The organism is Sporosarcina sp. NPDC096371 (assembly GCF_044762865.1).
Classification (GTDB): domain Bacteria; phylum Bacillota; class Bacilli; order Bacillales_A; family Planococcaceae; genus Sporosarcina.
In genome coordinates this window covers 54,953-69,584 of the sequence record NZ_JBIWFE010000008.1, presented here as the reverse complement: position 1 = coordinate 69,584, position 14,632 = coordinate 54,953, and the positions used below count along the sequence as shown (strand labels likewise).

Below are 14,632 nucleotides of genomic sequence, written 5' to 3'. Positions count from 1 at the left end.
CCTTTTTCTTTTGTATAGGTGTGGTTGGTGTTACTGATTTCCTACAGTTATTTTCCCGTTATGGGAAGAAAGGGTGATGGAATGTTCACCTAAGCCAAACACGGCATGTGACTTTTCTTCATCGAAAATGGTGCTACTACCGTTAGCGGCTTGTGCAATGATTGTTGCATTTGTAGGCTTGTTGGCCGTTTGAACATCGATGCGTCCATTATTAGTAGTCAGTTCGATAGGGTCATCGAGTGAATCTGTCCGAAAATCGATACGTCCGTTATTTGCTTTTGCAACGAGTTTCCCTTTTACGTCTTCCAGCTCCGTCCTTCCGTTATCCGAGTGGATTGAGATCGAATCGGCGGTTGTATCTTTTAGCGTAATTAGGCCATTATTCGCTTGTATTTTGAGCGTTGTACTTATTAAACTTGCTGCTTTTATTTTCCCGTTATCCGATTCAAGCGTCATGGTGTCCGTGTTTAGGTCTTTCACGTCAATCGTTCCATTATCACTTTGAATGTGCAGGTTGTTATAGTTTTTTTGTGGTACGTGTACTTTCACGATAGTTGGTTTCGTCCCGAAGTTAACTGAAACAAGCTTCTGTATCTTGTCTTTATGAACAATTGATAAACTGTCATCCTTCACTGTCACTGACACATCGTCTGTTACATCGTGTCCCGAAATTTCAATAAAAGCACCTGATGTATGTGTTGGAATCACTTCAACATGGCCATCATTCATGACAATATCAATGCTCGTAAAGTCGTTATCTTGAATGTCGATTTCTTGGGTAATCCATTTGGGTTTTTCGATTAGCTGATAAGTTACAACGCTCCCAATCACGCCAACTAGCAAAAGGAGAGAAGCGGCAATCGCTAGTTTTTTAATGTTCGTCATATGCTAAGCCTCCCTTGACGAGTTTCTTGTTAAATTTCATATAGCGAATGAACCCATTCCTAAAGGCCTTCGTAGCGTATAACATCCCAATTGTGATGAAGAGACCGAGTCCGCACAAGGCTAGTGAGTTAAATAAATCGAACAACTCAAATGTGCCAGGGGCTAGTATGGGATTTAACAAAATAAGAAGAGGTGCAGCAGTGAATCCGATGCCCGCGATCCAACCAGCAACAATTAATCCGACGAATGTTAAAAAAGGTCCAAGAACGATAATCAGGTTAAAGAACCCTAAACCGATAACCGCCCACAACGCCCGCATTAGATTCCCTGTAGTGACAGTCGTTTCTGCTTGTTCAAGATGGTACGCGGCTGATAACTCTTTTCCTAGTGTTTTTGGAGAACCAAGGGAAGCAGCAATTTGCTCTTCGGATTTTCCGTCTAACAGGCCAATGGTGAAGTACTCATCATAATCCTGTATAATATCCTGTCGTTCACTGTTTGGGATTTTCTTTAAAAAAGCATGTAGTTGTGTTAAAAAGTTCTCTTTATTCAATTGAATGCTCCTTTCTACTGGAACTGCTCTGTCTTACTGGTCACTAAACGATTAAGACTGAGAGACCGTAATGCGTCCATTATCCGATTTTAAGCGGATGGTATGTTCACCTGCACCAATGACTGTGCGTGAATTGCTTTCGCCAAAGACATCTATTTTTCCGTGACCTGTTTTTGTATGGATGGAAACGTTTGTAGGCGTAAGCTTTGATTGGACAACAATGCTACCATTATCTGTCCGAAAATCGATATTACGGTCCAAATGATCTGTCTGAAGCGTAATGCGCCCATTGTCCGTAGTGCCGACAATGGAACCTGTGACGTGTTCAAGTTCGATGCGTCCATTATCGGACTCGACGCCAATGCTATCTGTATCAACAGTACGCATTTCAATGCGTCCGTTATCCGTTTTTACTCTTGCATGATCGACTTGAACCCTCTCGATTTCTATCAGCCCATTATCCGTTTCTGCAACCAACGCCGTAGCGGCAATTTCACTTAGTTGGATCTTGCCATTGTCCGTATTAGCGTTGATCTTTTTCCCTAGTAGTTTCTCGGCAGAGATGCGCCCATTATCTGTTTTCATCACAATGGATTGGTAGAGCTTCTTGGGAATAAACACGTTAAGTGTCACCGGCTTCATATTAAAATTGAACAAAAATAACCAGCGACTTATGCTTTTCAGTCGTACAAACAAGGTATCACCAACAACTTCGGCGGTTAGCTGTAATTTTTCATTAGAACCAATCAGTTCAACGGTCGTGACGGAATTATGAGATGGTCTCACATTAAGCGCACCGTGCTGGGCATTGATCGCGACATTGGTAAATTGATTATCTTGGATCGTAATGACTTCATCGGTCGATGCGATGTGCACTTTATTTTCCGAGAACGAGTAGGACCCGAGCAATTCCTCAGCAATTTTTGCTGGAGATCCTAGAGAAGCAGCAATCTCACTGTCTGATTTGCCATCCTCACGCCCATCAGTAAAATATTCCCGAATATCTTGAATAATATCATTCCGTTCTTCAGCAGGTAGCTGTTTCAAAGCCGTTTCAAGTTCTAAGATAAATTGGTTTTCAGTCATTTTGTACACCCTCCTCGATTAATGTATTCACGCCATCCGTGAAGTTTTTCCACTCTGCTAACTGCTCATGAAGATACATACGACCAGCATCTGTTAGTTTGTAATATTTCCGAGGAGGACCTTCCGACGATTCCTGCAAATACGTCGTGAAATAGCCTTCCTTCGTCAAGCGTCGAAGGAGGGGATACACCGAGCCTTCGGAAATGGAGATTTGATCGGAAATCTTCTGCACAAGCTCATAGCCGTACCGATCTTGCTTATCAAGAAGAACGAGCACACACAAATTCAGGACACCTTTTTTAAATTGTACATTCATATCACGCACACTCCTTTCGCTAGTAGTTAATGAATAGTACTAACCCATATAAAGTACTTGCTAACACCAATATATCAGATGGTATTGTTCATTGCAAGGTACTGTTTTAAAGTATATGAATGACGGGCGATACAAAGTCTGAACTAACGAAAAAAGGGTAAACTTAATTATATGTGCTATTATTAGGTTGAAATCAATTCATAAATATGATATTGCTAGTGTGAAAATACAACAATTTTTTGGAGGTTTATGCATGAATAACAATGATATTTTAATTAGACTACGATATGCTTTGGACATTAAAAATGCAGCGATGGTCGAGATATTTAAACTGGGCGGCATTGAAGTTTCGATAGAAGAAGTGAAGAATTTACTTACCAAATTAGAAGACGACGAAGCAGTTAGTAGATGTAGTAATCATATGCTCGATTCATTTTTAAATGGTTTTATTATTTATAAAAGAGGTAAACAAGAGCCAAAACCAGGACAATCTGAAAAACCAGCATTGGCGATCAAGAACAATGAAAATGTGAATAATATCCTATTAAAGAAGTTGAAAATAGCACTGGCCTTAACAAGTGAGGATATGCTGGATATTTTGGAAGAGGCAAGAGTTTCGATAACAAAAGGCGAATTAGGCGCTGTTTTACGAAAAGAAGGACATAAGAATTATAAAGAGTGCGGGGATCGATACGCTCGGAATTTCTTAAAAGGATTAGCTTATAAATATAGGGAATAAAGGCTTCCTATACAGAATGACAAGACCATCACCACGTACAAAGGAATGCCATTAACCGCTTCGGCGCTCGGGAAGGATTGAACGATATCCTTCCTCGGGGATGCCACCCGCTACGCCTTGTACCTAGATTTGCGTGTTCCTCTATTCGACTTCAATCATCTTCAGAAATGCTTTAAAGCCTCTCTCTTACTAAGCGGCTTTAACGAATGCTCCTCCACAAAACCTTTCACAACCTCCGGATTCGTCTTTGCATATTCCCGCAATGCCCAGCCGATTGCTTTCTGGATGAAAAACTCCTTAGAATCTGTATGTTGATTAATGATCTTGAATAACAATGCCGTATCTGTCTGTTGTTTGAATTTTAATTGGTGAATAATCGCTGAACGGTTTGTCCACATATTGTCTGATTGCGACCATTTTAGCATGACTTGATCACCGTATTCGCGATCCATTTTCACGAGTTGTCCAACAAAATGAGGTGCAATGGAATCCACGCTATCCCACCATGACTTCGTTTCGATCAACTGCTGCACAACTGGAAAATCATCTATGGTTAACTGTTTTTTCATTTTCTCTATCAATGCAATCGCTGCATATTGATATTCGCGCTCCGGCAGGTTATAGAGCTTCCACACTTCGTCAAAAAGTTGTTCAGAATTAGGCAATGCATATTCTGCGAAATGCTCTTTCAATAATTGTTTACGTAGGGGACTTTTGATGCCGAGAAAGGGGAAGTGACCTTTCATATACGCGGCCATTGGTCCAGCCAGCTCCTCATTACGATTCGCTTCGAATTTCTCGATAATCCCTTTGTGATCCCATGTTTTTTTCAATGCAGTCTCCTCCAGAAGGTTCGATTTAGAAAAGTGTATCATAACAATCGAATGAGCGGGAAGGACCTGCTTCAGATGGAACCCCTAATTAGGTTAGTCGATGACAGTTTACATGTGCAACCAATTATCTACAGAAAACCCCCTCTATCGGCGTATTATACTCCTTAAAAATCTCTCCAAATAACGCCTTGTCAATCAGTTCACGTAAGACACCATCGAAATAGCCGGGGATATTCTGGATGTTCTTACGCTTCGTTGCTTGAACAGAAATGTGAAGGGCTTGAATAGCTAAATCCTCAAATAACTCAGTCTGATCCTCGTAGATACTGAACTTCAATAGGCGAAGGGACTGAGCACGATAGACGCCGAATAGTCGGCGTGCTAGTGAATCTTCTCCGATGGTTGTAGAAAGAAGTGCCTTCATTTTCCCGAATAGCGTTGTCGGAGACTGTTCCGCAGGAGACGTTCTCTTAAGATCTTTAGTAGTTATAGATTTAGAAAATAACGGTTCAGTTTTAGGCTTGTCCTCTTGCAGCTTACTGTTACAAGGCTTTTCAGCTTCCTCTGGTGTGGTCATTTTCGACTGGTCATGGAAGGGTAAAATAGCATAAATATTAGCGCCTAGACCGTTCATGACGGGACGAATGTAATGGATGCGTTCAATGATACCAAGCTTTTCTAACTTACGAATGGCGCGGCGGACGGTGACGTTGGACTTGTCCACAGTTGTGGCGATGGTGTCGTGTTTCAAATGGGCGGCACCGTATTTAACGGAGTAGCGACGGATCATATCGAGCACAGCACGGTCAGTTTTGTTAAGATCATTCCAGTTGGCTGTCAGGTGTCGATTGACTGCTTCGTCCATATCGTGCTTGTTTGTGAAGTGTGCGTAGTTTGTTAGGTAAGTGGTCATGATTATAATCCCCTTTATTCTTTAGATAGAAGGAAATCATGCAATCGGATACACATTTGTGAAATTAATTTTAAGAGGACGATTTTCATATTGAAAAGTGATGGGAAATATCACTGGGCTTGCGCCAGCTGTTTTGTTCAAAGTATTACTGCCTGCATAGTATAGAGGTACGAAATCTATTAAGGGGTGGTAATAAAGATGCATTCGCATAAGAAGGGGAATAACTTTAACCATCACCATCGAAAAAGTCGACCTAATATTCTTTTTGTCATGGTCGACCAAGAACGATTTCCGACAGTCTATGAAACGAAGGAATTACTGGAATGGCGAAAAAAGAATTTAGTCGCACATGAATTATTACGGAAAAATGGTTTGGAATTTATCAATCATTATGCGGGGAGTACGGCTTGTTCACCAAGTCGAACGACATTGTATACAGGGCAGTATCCTTCGCTTCACGGAGTGACCCAAACCCCGGGAGCTGCCAAGCAATCCTTTGATCCGGATGTATTTTGGCTAGATCCCAACACGGTCCCGACGATGGGCGATTATTTCCGGGCGGCAGGCTATGATACTTTCTGGAAAGGGAAGTGGCATGCATCGGATGAAGATCTGCTAATACCGGGTACGAAAAATGCATATCCAAGCTATAATCCTACAACGGGTATTCCTGATCATGCGAAAGAAAAGTTGTATGAAAAAGCGAATCGGCTAGATTCTTTTGGATTTTCCGATTGGATTGGTCCCGAACCCCATGGTGCAAATTCGCGAAATTCTGGCTCGTCTGCCGGTAAGGGTACAAGTGGTCGTGACGAGGTGTACGCGGCTGAAGTGGTAGAGCTGATCAAGTCTTTGGATGAAAAAGCAAAGTGCGATTGCGAGGAGACGCCTTGGTTTATCATGTGTTCTCTGGTCAATCCTCATGATATTGCCTTGTATGGTATTTATGCGGCACATTCTCCTAATTTCAGCTTTCGCGTCGATCCAACTTTGCCATTCATTCAGTCTGCTACGACAGTAGGGGAATCGCTAGTAACGAAACCGACTGTTCATGAAAGTTATCGCAAAGCATATCCTAAAATATTACAGCCCATCATCGACAACAATTTTTATCGGCAATTGTATTACAGCTTAATGAAAAAAGCAGATGAGGAAATGCTCACTGTTTTAAAAGCCCTTCAACAATCCAGTTTTTATGAAGATACTATCGTTGTATTTACTGCGGATCATGGCGAGCAATTGGGTGCACACGGCGGACTGTATCAAAAATGGTACACGATGTATGAAGAATCCATTCATGTGCCGTTAATCATTCATAACCCACGTTTATTTCCAAGGAACAAGTCTACAGATATGTTAACAAGTCATGTCGATATTCTACCAACATTGTTAGGCTTAACAGGCGTCTATGAAGATAAAATTCAAAAAAAGCTTTCAAAAGATCACAATGAAGTCCATCCATTAGTAGGTAGAAATTTAAAACCGTTACTACATGGAGAGGATAAATTTTGCAGAGCAAATGAACCGCTCTATTTCATGACGGATGACGATATTTCAAAAGGATTGCATCAGACGAACCAGGTCACAGGCAAGACGTACGAATCGGTCGTCCAACCAAGTCACATCGAAGCCGTCATTACAAAGCTTGAAACAGGCATTTCGCATACACAAGAAATTTGGAAGTTTGCTCGTTATTATGATAATCCACAATTTTGGAGTGAGCCGGGCGTGAGTGATACCGTCATAACAGATCACGATGGTAGCTGTGTGACAGCGATAAAAACAGAACCGGTACCGGAGCAATTCGAATTGTACAATCTAACAAAGGATCCGTTAGAAGAAATAAATTTAGCCGATCCATCATTGGCCACAGAAGAGTCGGCCATAATCCAACGTAGATTGGAAAAAATCCTTTACAACCAATGTAGGCAAAAAAGACTAGAACCCTCGAGTGGGGATGTTCCGGGAATGCCACCTTGTGGGAGGGACGGTAAATAAGTAGATGCCAGTTCTCGATTTTGTATTTCATTGTAAGGTCGAGAACTGGCACCACTCAAAATCGTGCAGAAAACGCCTTTCGCTTACTCAAAGTGAAAGGGCCATTCATAATCAGAAGAATATTTGCACTGAATATTCCGTCCTTAGTTACGCAACACTAGTGATATCACTTGTTCATAAACGATGCATCAAGAGATGTCTTGCTATTGTGAGATGAATGTTGTTTAATTAACAAATGTGAAAAAATATTGAATGGAGATTAGTAAATGAAAAAGCAATTGAATGCAATCACTTTGTTACTTATTTTGGCATTATTATTATCTGCTTGTATGAAAAAAGAGAAGCTTAACGAACCTAAAAGTGAGCCTATTGAAGTTGCAAAAAGCGATTATCTAGCAAAAGTGGATGTTGATTATGCTTATAACTTCACAAAAAGTCTAGAAGAATTTAAAACGAATGAAAAGTTAGGGTATCGTACTGCCGGCTCACAAGCAGAAATTCTAACAGGTAATAATATCTTTAATGAAATGAAAAAAATAGGACTATCCGAAGTAACAAGGGATGAGATTACTGTAGATACATGGGAGTTTGAAAAAGCGGACCTCACCTTTACAGATGAAAATGGACAAGAACATCTTGCTGTTTTAGCTAGTTATCAAACGAACTTTGACACGAAAGATGTGAAAGAGTTTGAAGTTATTTATGCTGGAAAAGCTACAAAAAATGACCTTGCAGAACTTGATGTAAAGGATAAACTCGTATTAATCGATAATAATCAACGTGAAGACTGGTGGATAAACTATCCTGCCTACCAAGCTTACTTAAAAGGCGCCGCTGCAGTCATCGCTGTACAACAAGGTGGCTATGCCGAGGTCGACCCAACAGCTTTGAACACGCAGGATATTATTGGTCCTGATTATGCCCCGGCATTTTCAATGTCACAAGCTGATGCTGAAATATTGAAAAAATCGATTACTGCAAGCGGAAACGCTACAATGAAAGTACATTTTGATGCAAAATCAGTTGTTGAGTTTGATGGAAAGACCTACAACTACTATGGAAAAATAATCGGTAAAGATCCCGAGTCTTACATTATTTTATCAGCCCATTATGATTCTTATTTTTTAGGATTTCAAGATGATAATGCTGCAATTGGGCTTATGATGAGCATTGCAAAGGGTCTAATCGATAGTGGCTATAAGCCTGAGAAAACAATTATCTTCAATGCACTAGCTGCGGAAGAATGGGGAACTTCAAATACTCGCTATGATTGGTCGACTGGTGCCTATAATCAAATTTTTAGGGTTCATCCAGAGTGGGTCGGAAAAGCTGTTGCAAATATCAACTTTGAGCTTCCTGCATATGAGCACACGTCGAGCGATGAAATACGTGCAGTATACGAGCTAAAAAACTATCTTGAAAACTTTGCTACTACTGTCCCAAGAATTGAAGGTGTTTATAAAGACGGAATATCAGTCGTTTCACCACTTAGAACGTGGTCTGATGACTTTTCCTTCTCCATCGCAGGCGTTCCAGCACTTAGAAATGATTTTCAAGATAGCGAATTTATGAATACGCATTATCACTCACAGTTCGATAATGAAGAAATTTATAATGAAAAAGCACTTTTGTTTCACCAAAATCTATACGGTTTATTAACAATGTATTATGATCAAACTGCCGTTACACCGCTTGACTTTACGGTTAGAATGAAAGCGTTAAAAGAAAGCATTAACCAAGAGATTTTTGACGTTGCGGATGTATCTTCAAAAGAGATGATTGGGGATATAGACACAGCAATTGCCGCTGCTGAAAAGACGAATAAGAAAGTTAACGAAATCAATGATAACTACCTCAAAGCTTTGAATAAAGGCGATGCTAAAACTGCCAAAAAGCTCTACGATGAAAGCAGACAGCTTAATGCTGGGCTATTGGAAACATTCAAGTTTGCCCAAGACCATTTCGTCAAACTTACGTGGGAAGACGAGCCGATTTTCCCTCATGAACACGCACAAAATAACATTGAGAATTTAGCACTTTCTATTGAAGCTTTGAAAAAAGGAGATGTAAATACTCCTCTTGATGAATATTTATTTGCCGTTGATAATAATTGGTACACCTATGATTTTGACAAAGAGGTTAACCGTTATTTCACAGACTATGTGTTAAAGCAACCTGCGGACAGACTTCTATGGGGTGCAGGAAGAATTGTAGGTCATGAAGATCTATATGACACAATAAATACCCTTTTAGAAAAACGCGATCAAACGAATGCCAATGTGACCGAAGAAATTGACACATTGACTAAAGCATTAGAAAATCAAAAACAACTCCTTAAGACATCTGTCGATGAGGAACATGAAAGTATTAAGACACTTTCCACAATGCTTGCTGAATTAAAGTGATTCCTTAAAGTTTTTCATAATACCAAGAACGATGCCCCGTATTTCGGACTCTTTGAAAAAGATCCGTGATTCGGGGTTTTTGTATGCATTAAAGGTATTAAATTCCTGAGTAAAAAACTTCAATTGTGAGACCATAAGACTACAAAGAAGTGGAGGCTTTTAAATGACAAATAATAATCAGAAAAAGTTCACAGAAGCAGGTACAGATATCATGGAAGTGAAGAGACAAAATGCAAACTCCGGTCTGACCTATAATGAGGTAAAAGCAATACTCGCTAAAAGGGGACGGGAAGGAACAACAGCCTATAGTGATACGAATGTGGAAGAGGAAAGAAAGTAAAATCAAATCAATAAAAAAAGTGCTCAATCATCAAGCAGCTTTGAATAGGTGCTGCGCAGTATTTTTATTTATGAAAGAGCCATCTTGTACAAAGGAATGTAGTCACTTCCAGCGTACGAGATGGCTCTTTTTTGTATAGGAATGGTATAAACTGTTTAGTTATTGAACATGCTCCAAAGCAATTTTATAATATTTTGCGGCCATTTTATAAGCTCGCAAGTCATTGTAATGATCAGCGAGTTCACCACTTAGTCGCCTGATCAGCAGTGAATACGTACCCTCCTGCGCGAGATTCACCGCATTTTGCATTTCTTTTTCATAGGCAGGCTCATCTGCCCTTACTTTGAAAAGCTTTGCTTTGTAATGTAACAACTCAATGTAAGGATAGGGAAGGTGATAGCTTTCGGTTAAATTGAATGCACGTGTCAAATGGTTATGAACCTCGTCCCAACTTTTTAATTCGATATTCATTTCAATTAGACACTTCAATGCATGAATAGATCCCTGTTCTTTTCCTGCTTGAATATTGTTGTCAATGCTCGCATTAAAATAAGTATATGCCTTGTCGTACTGTTTCAAATGCTGATACACCCGACCGTAATTATAGTTCAGAATCGAATTGTAATGGTTGGAAGGATTGGATTCCGTGAGTGATGCTAATTCATCCAAATAAGCTAAGGAATCCTCGTAAAGACCATTACGATGAGATTGAACAGCCAAATTAACGAGGGATGCGGTGATTCCACGCGAATCATCTATTTCTTTAAAAATGGCTAAGGCCTCTTTACTGTGAAATCGGGCCAGTTCAAGATCCTCGTCGATATGTTGCCGTATGAGTGAAAGATTATAATGGTTTTTAGCTCTACGTACACCTGGACAATCGGCAGGAAGGATTCTACTGACTATATTGACAAAAAAGTATGCTTCAGAATAGTTTTGTTTCACATAATGATAATGGGAAAGGGATTCAAAATACGAAATCAATGCTTCATCTACAGGAGGAGAAATCGTATTAGAAATTAACTTACCCGCCTGGGCGACGTATAAATCTGCAAGTTCGATATCCCTATTTGTAAAATATGATATTAACATATAGTAGATTTTGGCTAGCGTTGCAGATGAATGATTTTCCAGAGCAGTCAACCTTAGTAAGGAGAGATCTTGCTGATCCAAATTTTTCTCAGTTTGATAATCCAGGAAAATCCGCTCTATATCATCGTCACTCTTGTCATTATCTGAATCGAGGAGGAAACTTAATTCCACTTCCAGTCGGCTCGCAACCTTTCTCAAAAAAGAAATGGATGGTTTAATCTTTCCATTTTCGATGCGGCTTATGTAAGTCATTGAGCAAATACCATCAACAAGATCAGCCTGAGTAAGTTCCCTATGTATTCGAATTTGGCGAAGCCTTTCTCCGATTTTCAATCGCAGCACATCCCTTACCTAAATAGTACATGATGTATCTTCATTCGAGATATCTTATAAAATCCCTTTAAATTTACGTAAATAATACATAAATTGTCTAAAGATGTTGGAATCACCTTTCAAATCATTAACAGACTACTACGCGTATAGGTGTAGTTGGAACGCTTTGGATTGAATGACTACTATACAATTACCGAAATCCCTGCACAATTTTTTCGATAATCGTATGGTGGTCCTTCATCCGCCGCTCTCCAAAAGCACAGATACACGAAGTGCTAAAGCTCTTGGGGAAGAAAGAATAGACACAGCGCCCCTCGGTAAATCTGTCATGATTAATTTGCCGAAAGCGAACAGGAAATGATCCAGTGAAAATAGAGGTTTCCAAGCCCTTCTCATCAGGACATTATGCAAGAAAATGGTTAATCAACAGACGTGACTATATAAAGTAAAAGGCCATTCCGCTGTAGGAATGGCCTTTTATTTATAGGTAGCTAATTATTATTCGTAAAAGTCATCGTTTTCATTAGTTGGTGTTACTTCGTCGGAAGGTAGGGGGATATTTCCTTCTGCTTGAACATCTTGAAATCCAAATCCATTGAAGCCAGCTCCCATTACCAATAGTAGCACTAGTACTTTCATTGCTTGTTTGATTGTTTTCATAATTTTATTCCCCCTTGGTTTTTCTTTGTAACTTAATAGTATATGAATCTGTAGGTAAATTAGAACGAGTAAAGATTAGCTATTAAAAAGTGAAGAAATCAATAAAATTAACTGTGAATTTAAACAAAAAATCGGTTTTCTTCTATATATGGAACTTTTATCACTCATTTCGCACGCATACAAGAAATTTCTCGGCGTGAAACTACATAACAATTACGCCTTTGCGAAATTTCGGCCAACAGTAGGTAAAGATTGAACTGCATCCTTCCTTATAGGTCATGCAGTGGAGAGAGTGTTGTTCAATCCGAGGGGTGGCTGGCGGGCAGCCGCTTATTTATCCGACTCTTCAGCAGAGGGGCGAACCCCTATTGATCTATAGGCGTTTTTTAGCATTCATCCAGCCACTAAAGAGAAATGGAACTTAACTTCTCTTCTATAGATGTAGTGGTTATATATAGCCGATGCTTCGCTTGCAGTCCAAGTGGATTTGCGGAATTAAGTTAAGTCATTGGGCAAAGGCGGGGTGAAAAGGGAAGAGAAAGTAGTCTGACTTTACTAATTGCTGTTTACTTCAAATCCGAATTACGATAAGGGTACAAAATAACACGAAATGGAAAACAACTTACCGATCAAGGGGATGTAAAGTCATCGAGCGAAAAGTTGGTGAAAAGTGAAGAAGTATTTCATCCAACTTTACTAATTGTTGTTTACTCCCAATCCGAATTACGATAAAGGTACAAAATAACACAAAAAGGAAAACAACTTACCGATCAAAGGGATGTAAAGTCATCGAGCGAAAAGATGGTGAAAAGTGAAGAAGTATTTCGTCCAACTTTACTAATTGCTGTTTACTCCCGATCCGAACTACGATAAAGGTACAAAATAACGCGAAAAAGGAAAACAGCTTGCCAATGAAGAGTTAGTAAAGTTATTGGTCGAAAAATTAAAGAAAAGCGGGTGAATAATCATCCAACTTTACTAATTGCTGTTTACTTCAAATTCGAACTACGATAAAGGTACAAAATGAAATAGAAAGGAGAAATAACGTATGAACAAAGAATCGATACAGAAAGATGTAATGAGAAATGTAAACTTCTTAATGAATAACAACGAAAAAATTCAAAACCGAATTGCCCTTACAAATTTCAAAGGAACAGATGTTGTTAAATGCAAAATCTTTAAATCGAATGAAGTGCAAGATATAGATAAAGAATCTGTACCACTTGTCCATATCAATACGCTAGCTCAAATGCTCTATATTGCTTTCTATGAAAAGACGCAAATGAAAGACAACCCAATTCCATTGCTTTTCATCTTTGAACCTAAACTTGTAGAGGGGGCTGAAATGGCCGGGGCATATGCACTGGATCTACAAAACGACAGCTTCCTGTTACTCAAACATATTAACGTCGAAAAGTTGAAAGAAGCAGTCGGAGAAAATAAACCATTGCTTGCCATTGGTTACGTTTTAGACGATATGTCTATCCAACACTTGGGTAACGAAACATTGTCCAAACAGATTATTGAAGAAAGCGAAAATCTCGCATTAGCTTTAGATAAGGTTTTGGACCTCCATGGAGAGTTGCAAGGTTTACTAGAAACGACATTTCAATTGAAAGACCTTGAAATACCTTTACTTTTTCTTCAATGGATTAAAGAAAAAGTTTGAATAGACTTCAAATACCTTGAAGGGAGGTGACAACAATGCCAAATAAGGAAAGCGTAAATCATGAATTTGAACTGGATGTAGAATTCTTAGATCTAGATGAAGTAAGTGCAATCCCAGAAACAACAGCAAGCTCAGGTTCGACAAGCTGTTCTGCAACTTCAACATGCGGCTCAACATCTTGCTGTGGTTCTTGCTAATAAACTAAAAATAAAAAAATGGGGGAACTAACGATGACAACACCAAACGAAAAAGCAAATAACGAATTTGAACTGGATGTAGAATTCTTAGATTTAGATGAAGTAAGCGCAATTCCAGAAACAACAGCAAGCTCAGGTTCGACAAGCTGTTCTGCAACTTCAACATGCGGCTCGACATCTTGCTGTGGTTCTTGTTAATAAACTAAAAACAAAAAAATGGGGGAACTAACGATGACAACACCAAACGAAAAAGCAAATAACGAATTTGAACTAGATGTAGAATTTTTAGACTTAGATGAAGTAAGTGCAATTCCAGAAACAACAGCAAGCTCAGGTTCGACAAGCTGTTCTGCAACTTCAACATGCGGCTCAACATCTTGCTGTGGCTCTTGCTAATAAACTAAAAACAAAAAATGGGGGAACTAACGATGACAACACCAAACGAAAAAGCAAATAACGAATTTGAACTAGATGTAGAATTCTTAGACTTAGATGAAGTAAGTGCAATTCCAGAAACAACAGCAAGCTCAGGTTCGACAAGCTGTTCTGCAACTTCAACATGCGGCTCGACTTCTTGTTGTGGTTCTTGCTAAAAAGTAATTAATGGATGGGG

General features: G+C 39.4%; 17 protein-coding genes. 9 read left to right on the top strand and 8 right to left on the bottom strand.

What is annotated here, in order from left to right; genetic code table 11:
* Positions 1-30 precede the first annotated feature (30 nt).
* Genes ACIQ0H_RS18030 through ACIQ0H_RS18015 form a run of 4 tightly spaced genes read right to left on the bottom strand, consistent with a single transcriptional unit; the run spans position 31 to position 2,840 of the window.
* Positions 31-885 carry a DUF4097 family beta strand repeat-containing protein gene (locus tag ACIQ0H_RS18030; RefSeq protein WP_403417788.1) on the bottom strand — a complete coding sequence of 285 codons (855 nt, stop codon included), beginning with the start codon at positions 883-885 and terminating at the stop codon, positions 31-33.
* On the bottom strand, positions 872-1,438 hold the full coding sequence (locus tag ACIQ0H_RS18025; RefSeq protein ID WP_403417785.1) for an HAAS signaling domain-containing protein: 567 nt from the start codon (positions 1,436-1,438) through the stop codon (positions 872-874). Before ACIQ0H_RS18025 ends, ACIQ0H_RS18030 begins: the two co-directional genes overlap by 14 nt.
* A gap of 51 nt (positions 1,439-1,489) precedes the next feature.
* Positions 1,490-2,524 carry a DUF4097 family beta strand repeat-containing protein gene (locus tag ACIQ0H_RS18020; protein WP_403417782.1) on the bottom strand — a complete coding sequence of 345 codons (1,035 nt, stop codon included), beginning with the start codon at positions 2,522-2,524 and terminating at the stop codon, positions 1,490-1,492.
* A complete protein-coding gene (locus ACIQ0H_RS18015) occupies positions 2,517-2,840 on the bottom strand; it encodes a PadR family transcriptional regulator (RefSeq protein WP_403417780.1) in 324 nt (107 codons plus the stop codon). Before ACIQ0H_RS18015 ends, ACIQ0H_RS18020 begins: the two co-directional genes overlap by 8 nt.
* Positions 2,841-3,093: 253 nt before the next feature.
* Here ACIQ0H_RS18015 and ACIQ0H_RS18010 point away from each other — a divergent pair, with 253 nt between their 5' ends.
* Positions 3,094-3,579: a YehS family protein gene (locus ACIQ0H_RS18010; RefSeq protein WP_403417778.1), complete on the top strand. Its 486-nt coding sequence runs from the start codon at positions 3,094-3,096 to the stop codon at positions 3,577-3,579.
* A 161-nt stretch (positions 3,580-3,740) separates the two neighbouring features.
* Here ACIQ0H_RS18010 and ACIQ0H_RS18005 read toward each other — a convergent pair whose 3' ends face one another.
* Together ACIQ0H_RS18005 and ACIQ0H_RS18000 are read right to left on the bottom strand one after the other, a co-directional pair.
* Positions 3,741-4,412 carry a DNA alkylation repair protein gene (locus tag ACIQ0H_RS18005; RefSeq protein ID WP_403417775.1) on the bottom strand — a complete coding sequence of 224 codons (672 nt, stop codon included), beginning with the start codon at positions 4,410-4,412 and terminating at the stop codon, positions 3,741-3,743.
* Positions 4,413-4,536: 124 nt separating this feature from the next.
* Complete coding sequence (locus ACIQ0H_RS18000) at positions 4,537-5,325, bottom strand: helix-turn-helix transcriptional regulator (protein WP_403417773.1); 789 nt, start codon at positions 5,323-5,325, stop codon at positions 4,537-4,539.
* A gap of 198 nt (positions 5,326-5,523) precedes the next feature.
* Between ACIQ0H_RS18000 and ACIQ0H_RS17995 the strand changes: the two genes are divergently transcribed.
* From ACIQ0H_RS17995 to ACIQ0H_RS17985, 3 genes are all read left to right on the top strand, one after another.
* Entirely contained in the window at positions 5,524-7,323 is a 1,800-nt protein-coding gene (locus tag ACIQ0H_RS17995; RefSeq protein WP_403417770.1) for a sulfatase family protein, read from the top strand.
* Positions 7,324-7,652: 329 nt separating this feature from the next.
* Positions 7,653-9,728: a M28 family peptidase gene (locus ACIQ0H_RS17990; protein ID WP_403417768.1), complete on the top strand. Its 2,076-nt coding sequence runs from the start codon at positions 7,653-7,655 to the stop codon at positions 9,726-9,728.
* 163 nt (positions 9,729-9,891) lie between these two features.
* The gene (locus ACIQ0H_RS17985) at positions 9,892-10,068 is read left to right on the top strand and encodes a gamma-type small acid-soluble spore protein (RefSeq protein ID WP_403417765.1); all 177 of its coding nucleotides are present in this window, start codon (positions 9,892-9,894) and stop codon (positions 10,066-10,068) included.
* Between the two features lie 159 nt (positions 10,069-10,227).
* Here the strand turns inward: ACIQ0H_RS17985 and ACIQ0H_RS17980 are convergent, their stop codons facing one another.
* Together ACIQ0H_RS17980 and ACIQ0H_RS17975 are read right to left on the bottom strand one after the other, a co-directional pair.
* Entirely contained in the window at positions 10,228-11,502 is a 1,275-nt protein-coding gene (locus tag ACIQ0H_RS17980; RefSeq protein WP_403417762.1) for a helix-turn-helix domain-containing protein, read from the bottom strand.
* 489 nt (positions 11,503-11,991) lie between these two features.
* The gene (locus ACIQ0H_RS17975; RefSeq protein WP_403417759.1) at positions 11,992-12,153 is read right to left on the bottom strand and encodes a hypothetical protein; all 162 of its coding nucleotides are present in this window, start codon (positions 12,151-12,153) and stop codon (positions 11,992-11,994) included.
* A 1,048-nt stretch (positions 12,154-13,201) separates the two neighbouring features.
* Here ACIQ0H_RS17975 and ACIQ0H_RS17970 point away from each other — a divergent pair.
* From ACIQ0H_RS17970 to ACIQ0H_RS17950, 5 genes are read left to right on the top strand one after another with little or no spacing between them, the layout of a single operon-like run.
* Complete coding sequence (locus ACIQ0H_RS17970; protein WP_403417757.1) at positions 13,202-13,822, top strand: hypothetical protein; 621 nt, start codon at positions 13,202-13,204, stop codon at positions 13,820-13,822.
* Between the two features lie 35 nt (positions 13,823-13,857).
* Positions 13,858-14,019: a thiazolylpeptide-type bacteriocin gene (locus ACIQ0H_RS17965; RefSeq protein WP_403417754.1), complete on the top strand. Its 162-nt coding sequence runs from the start codon at positions 13,858-13,860 to the stop codon at positions 14,017-14,019.
* Positions 14,020-14,052: 33 nt separating this feature from the next.
* The gene (locus ACIQ0H_RS17960) at positions 14,053-14,217 is read left to right on the top strand and encodes a thiazolylpeptide-type bacteriocin (RefSeq protein WP_403417751.1); all 165 of its coding nucleotides are present in this window, start codon (positions 14,053-14,055) and stop codon (positions 14,215-14,217) included.
* A 33-nt stretch (positions 14,218-14,250) separates the two neighbouring features.
* Positions 14,251-14,415, top strand: coding sequence for a thiazolylpeptide-type bacteriocin (locus ACIQ0H_RS17955; protein WP_403417751.1), 165 nt, complete (start codon positions 14,251-14,253; stop codon positions 14,413-14,415).
* A 32-nt stretch (positions 14,416-14,447) separates the two neighbouring features.
* Positions 14,448-14,612 carry a thiazolylpeptide-type bacteriocin gene (locus ACIQ0H_RS17950; protein ID WP_403417751.1) on the top strand — a complete coding sequence of 55 codons (165 nt, stop codon included), beginning with the start codon at positions 14,448-14,450 and terminating at the stop codon, positions 14,610-14,612.
* Positions 14,613-14,632: the final 20 nt, after the last annotated feature.

What these genes read in the sequence shown, in the direction of transcription:
- ACIQ0H_RS18030 (WP_403417788.1), bottom strand. Translation starts at nt 885, where the DNA reads ATGACGAACATTAAAAAACTAGCGATTGCCGCTTCTCTCCTTTTGCTA.
- ACIQ0H_RS18020 (WP_403417782.1), bottom strand. Translation starts at nt 2,524, where the DNA reads ATGACTGAAAACCAATTTATCTTAGAACTTGAAACGGCTTTGAAACAG.
- ACIQ0H_RS18015 (WP_403417780.1), bottom strand. Translation starts at nt 2,840, where the DNA reads ATGAATGTACAATTTAAAAAAGGTGTCCTGAATTTGTGTGTGCTCGTT.
- ACIQ0H_RS18010 (WP_403417778.1), top strand. Translation starts at nt 3,094, where the DNA reads ATGAATAACAATGATATTTTAATTAGACTACGATATGCTTTGGACATT.
- ACIQ0H_RS18000 (WP_403417773.1), bottom strand. Translation starts at nt 5,325, where the DNA reads ATGACCACTTACCTAACAAACTACGCACACTTCACAAACAAGCACGAT.
- ACIQ0H_RS17995 (WP_403417770.1), top strand. Translation starts at nt 5,524, where the DNA reads ATGCATTCGCATAAGAAGGGGAATAACTTTAACCATCACCATCGAAAA.
- ACIQ0H_RS17990 (WP_403417768.1), top strand. Translation starts at nt 7,653, where the DNA reads ATGAAAAAAGAGAAGCTTAACGAACCTAAAAGTGAGCCTATTGAAGTT.
- ACIQ0H_RS17985 (WP_403417765.1), top strand. Translation starts at nt 9,892, where the DNA reads ATGACAAATAATAATCAGAAAAAGTTCACAGAAGCAGGTACAGATATC.
- ACIQ0H_RS17975 (WP_403417759.1), bottom strand. Translation starts at nt 12,153, where the DNA reads ATGAAAACAATCAAACAAGCAATGAAAGTACTAGTGCTACTATTGGTA.
- ACIQ0H_RS17970 (WP_403417757.1), top strand. Translation starts at nt 13,202, where the DNA reads ATGAACAAAGAATCGATACAGAAAGATGTAATGAGAAATGTAAACTTC.
- ACIQ0H_RS17965 (WP_403417754.1), top strand. Translation starts at nt 13,858, where the DNA reads ATGCCAAATAAGGAAAGCGTAAATCATGAATTTGAACTGGATGTAGAA.
- ACIQ0H_RS17960 (WP_403417751.1), top strand. Translation starts at nt 14,053, where the DNA reads ATGACAACACCAAACGAAAAAGCAAATAACGAATTTGAACTGGATGTA.
- ACIQ0H_RS17955 (WP_403417751.1), top strand. Translation starts at nt 14,251, where the DNA reads ATGACAACACCAAACGAAAAAGCAAATAACGAATTTGAACTAGATGTA.
- ACIQ0H_RS17950 (WP_403417751.1), top strand. Translation starts at nt 14,448, where the DNA reads ATGACAACACCAAACGAAAAAGCAAATAACGAATTTGAACTAGATGTA.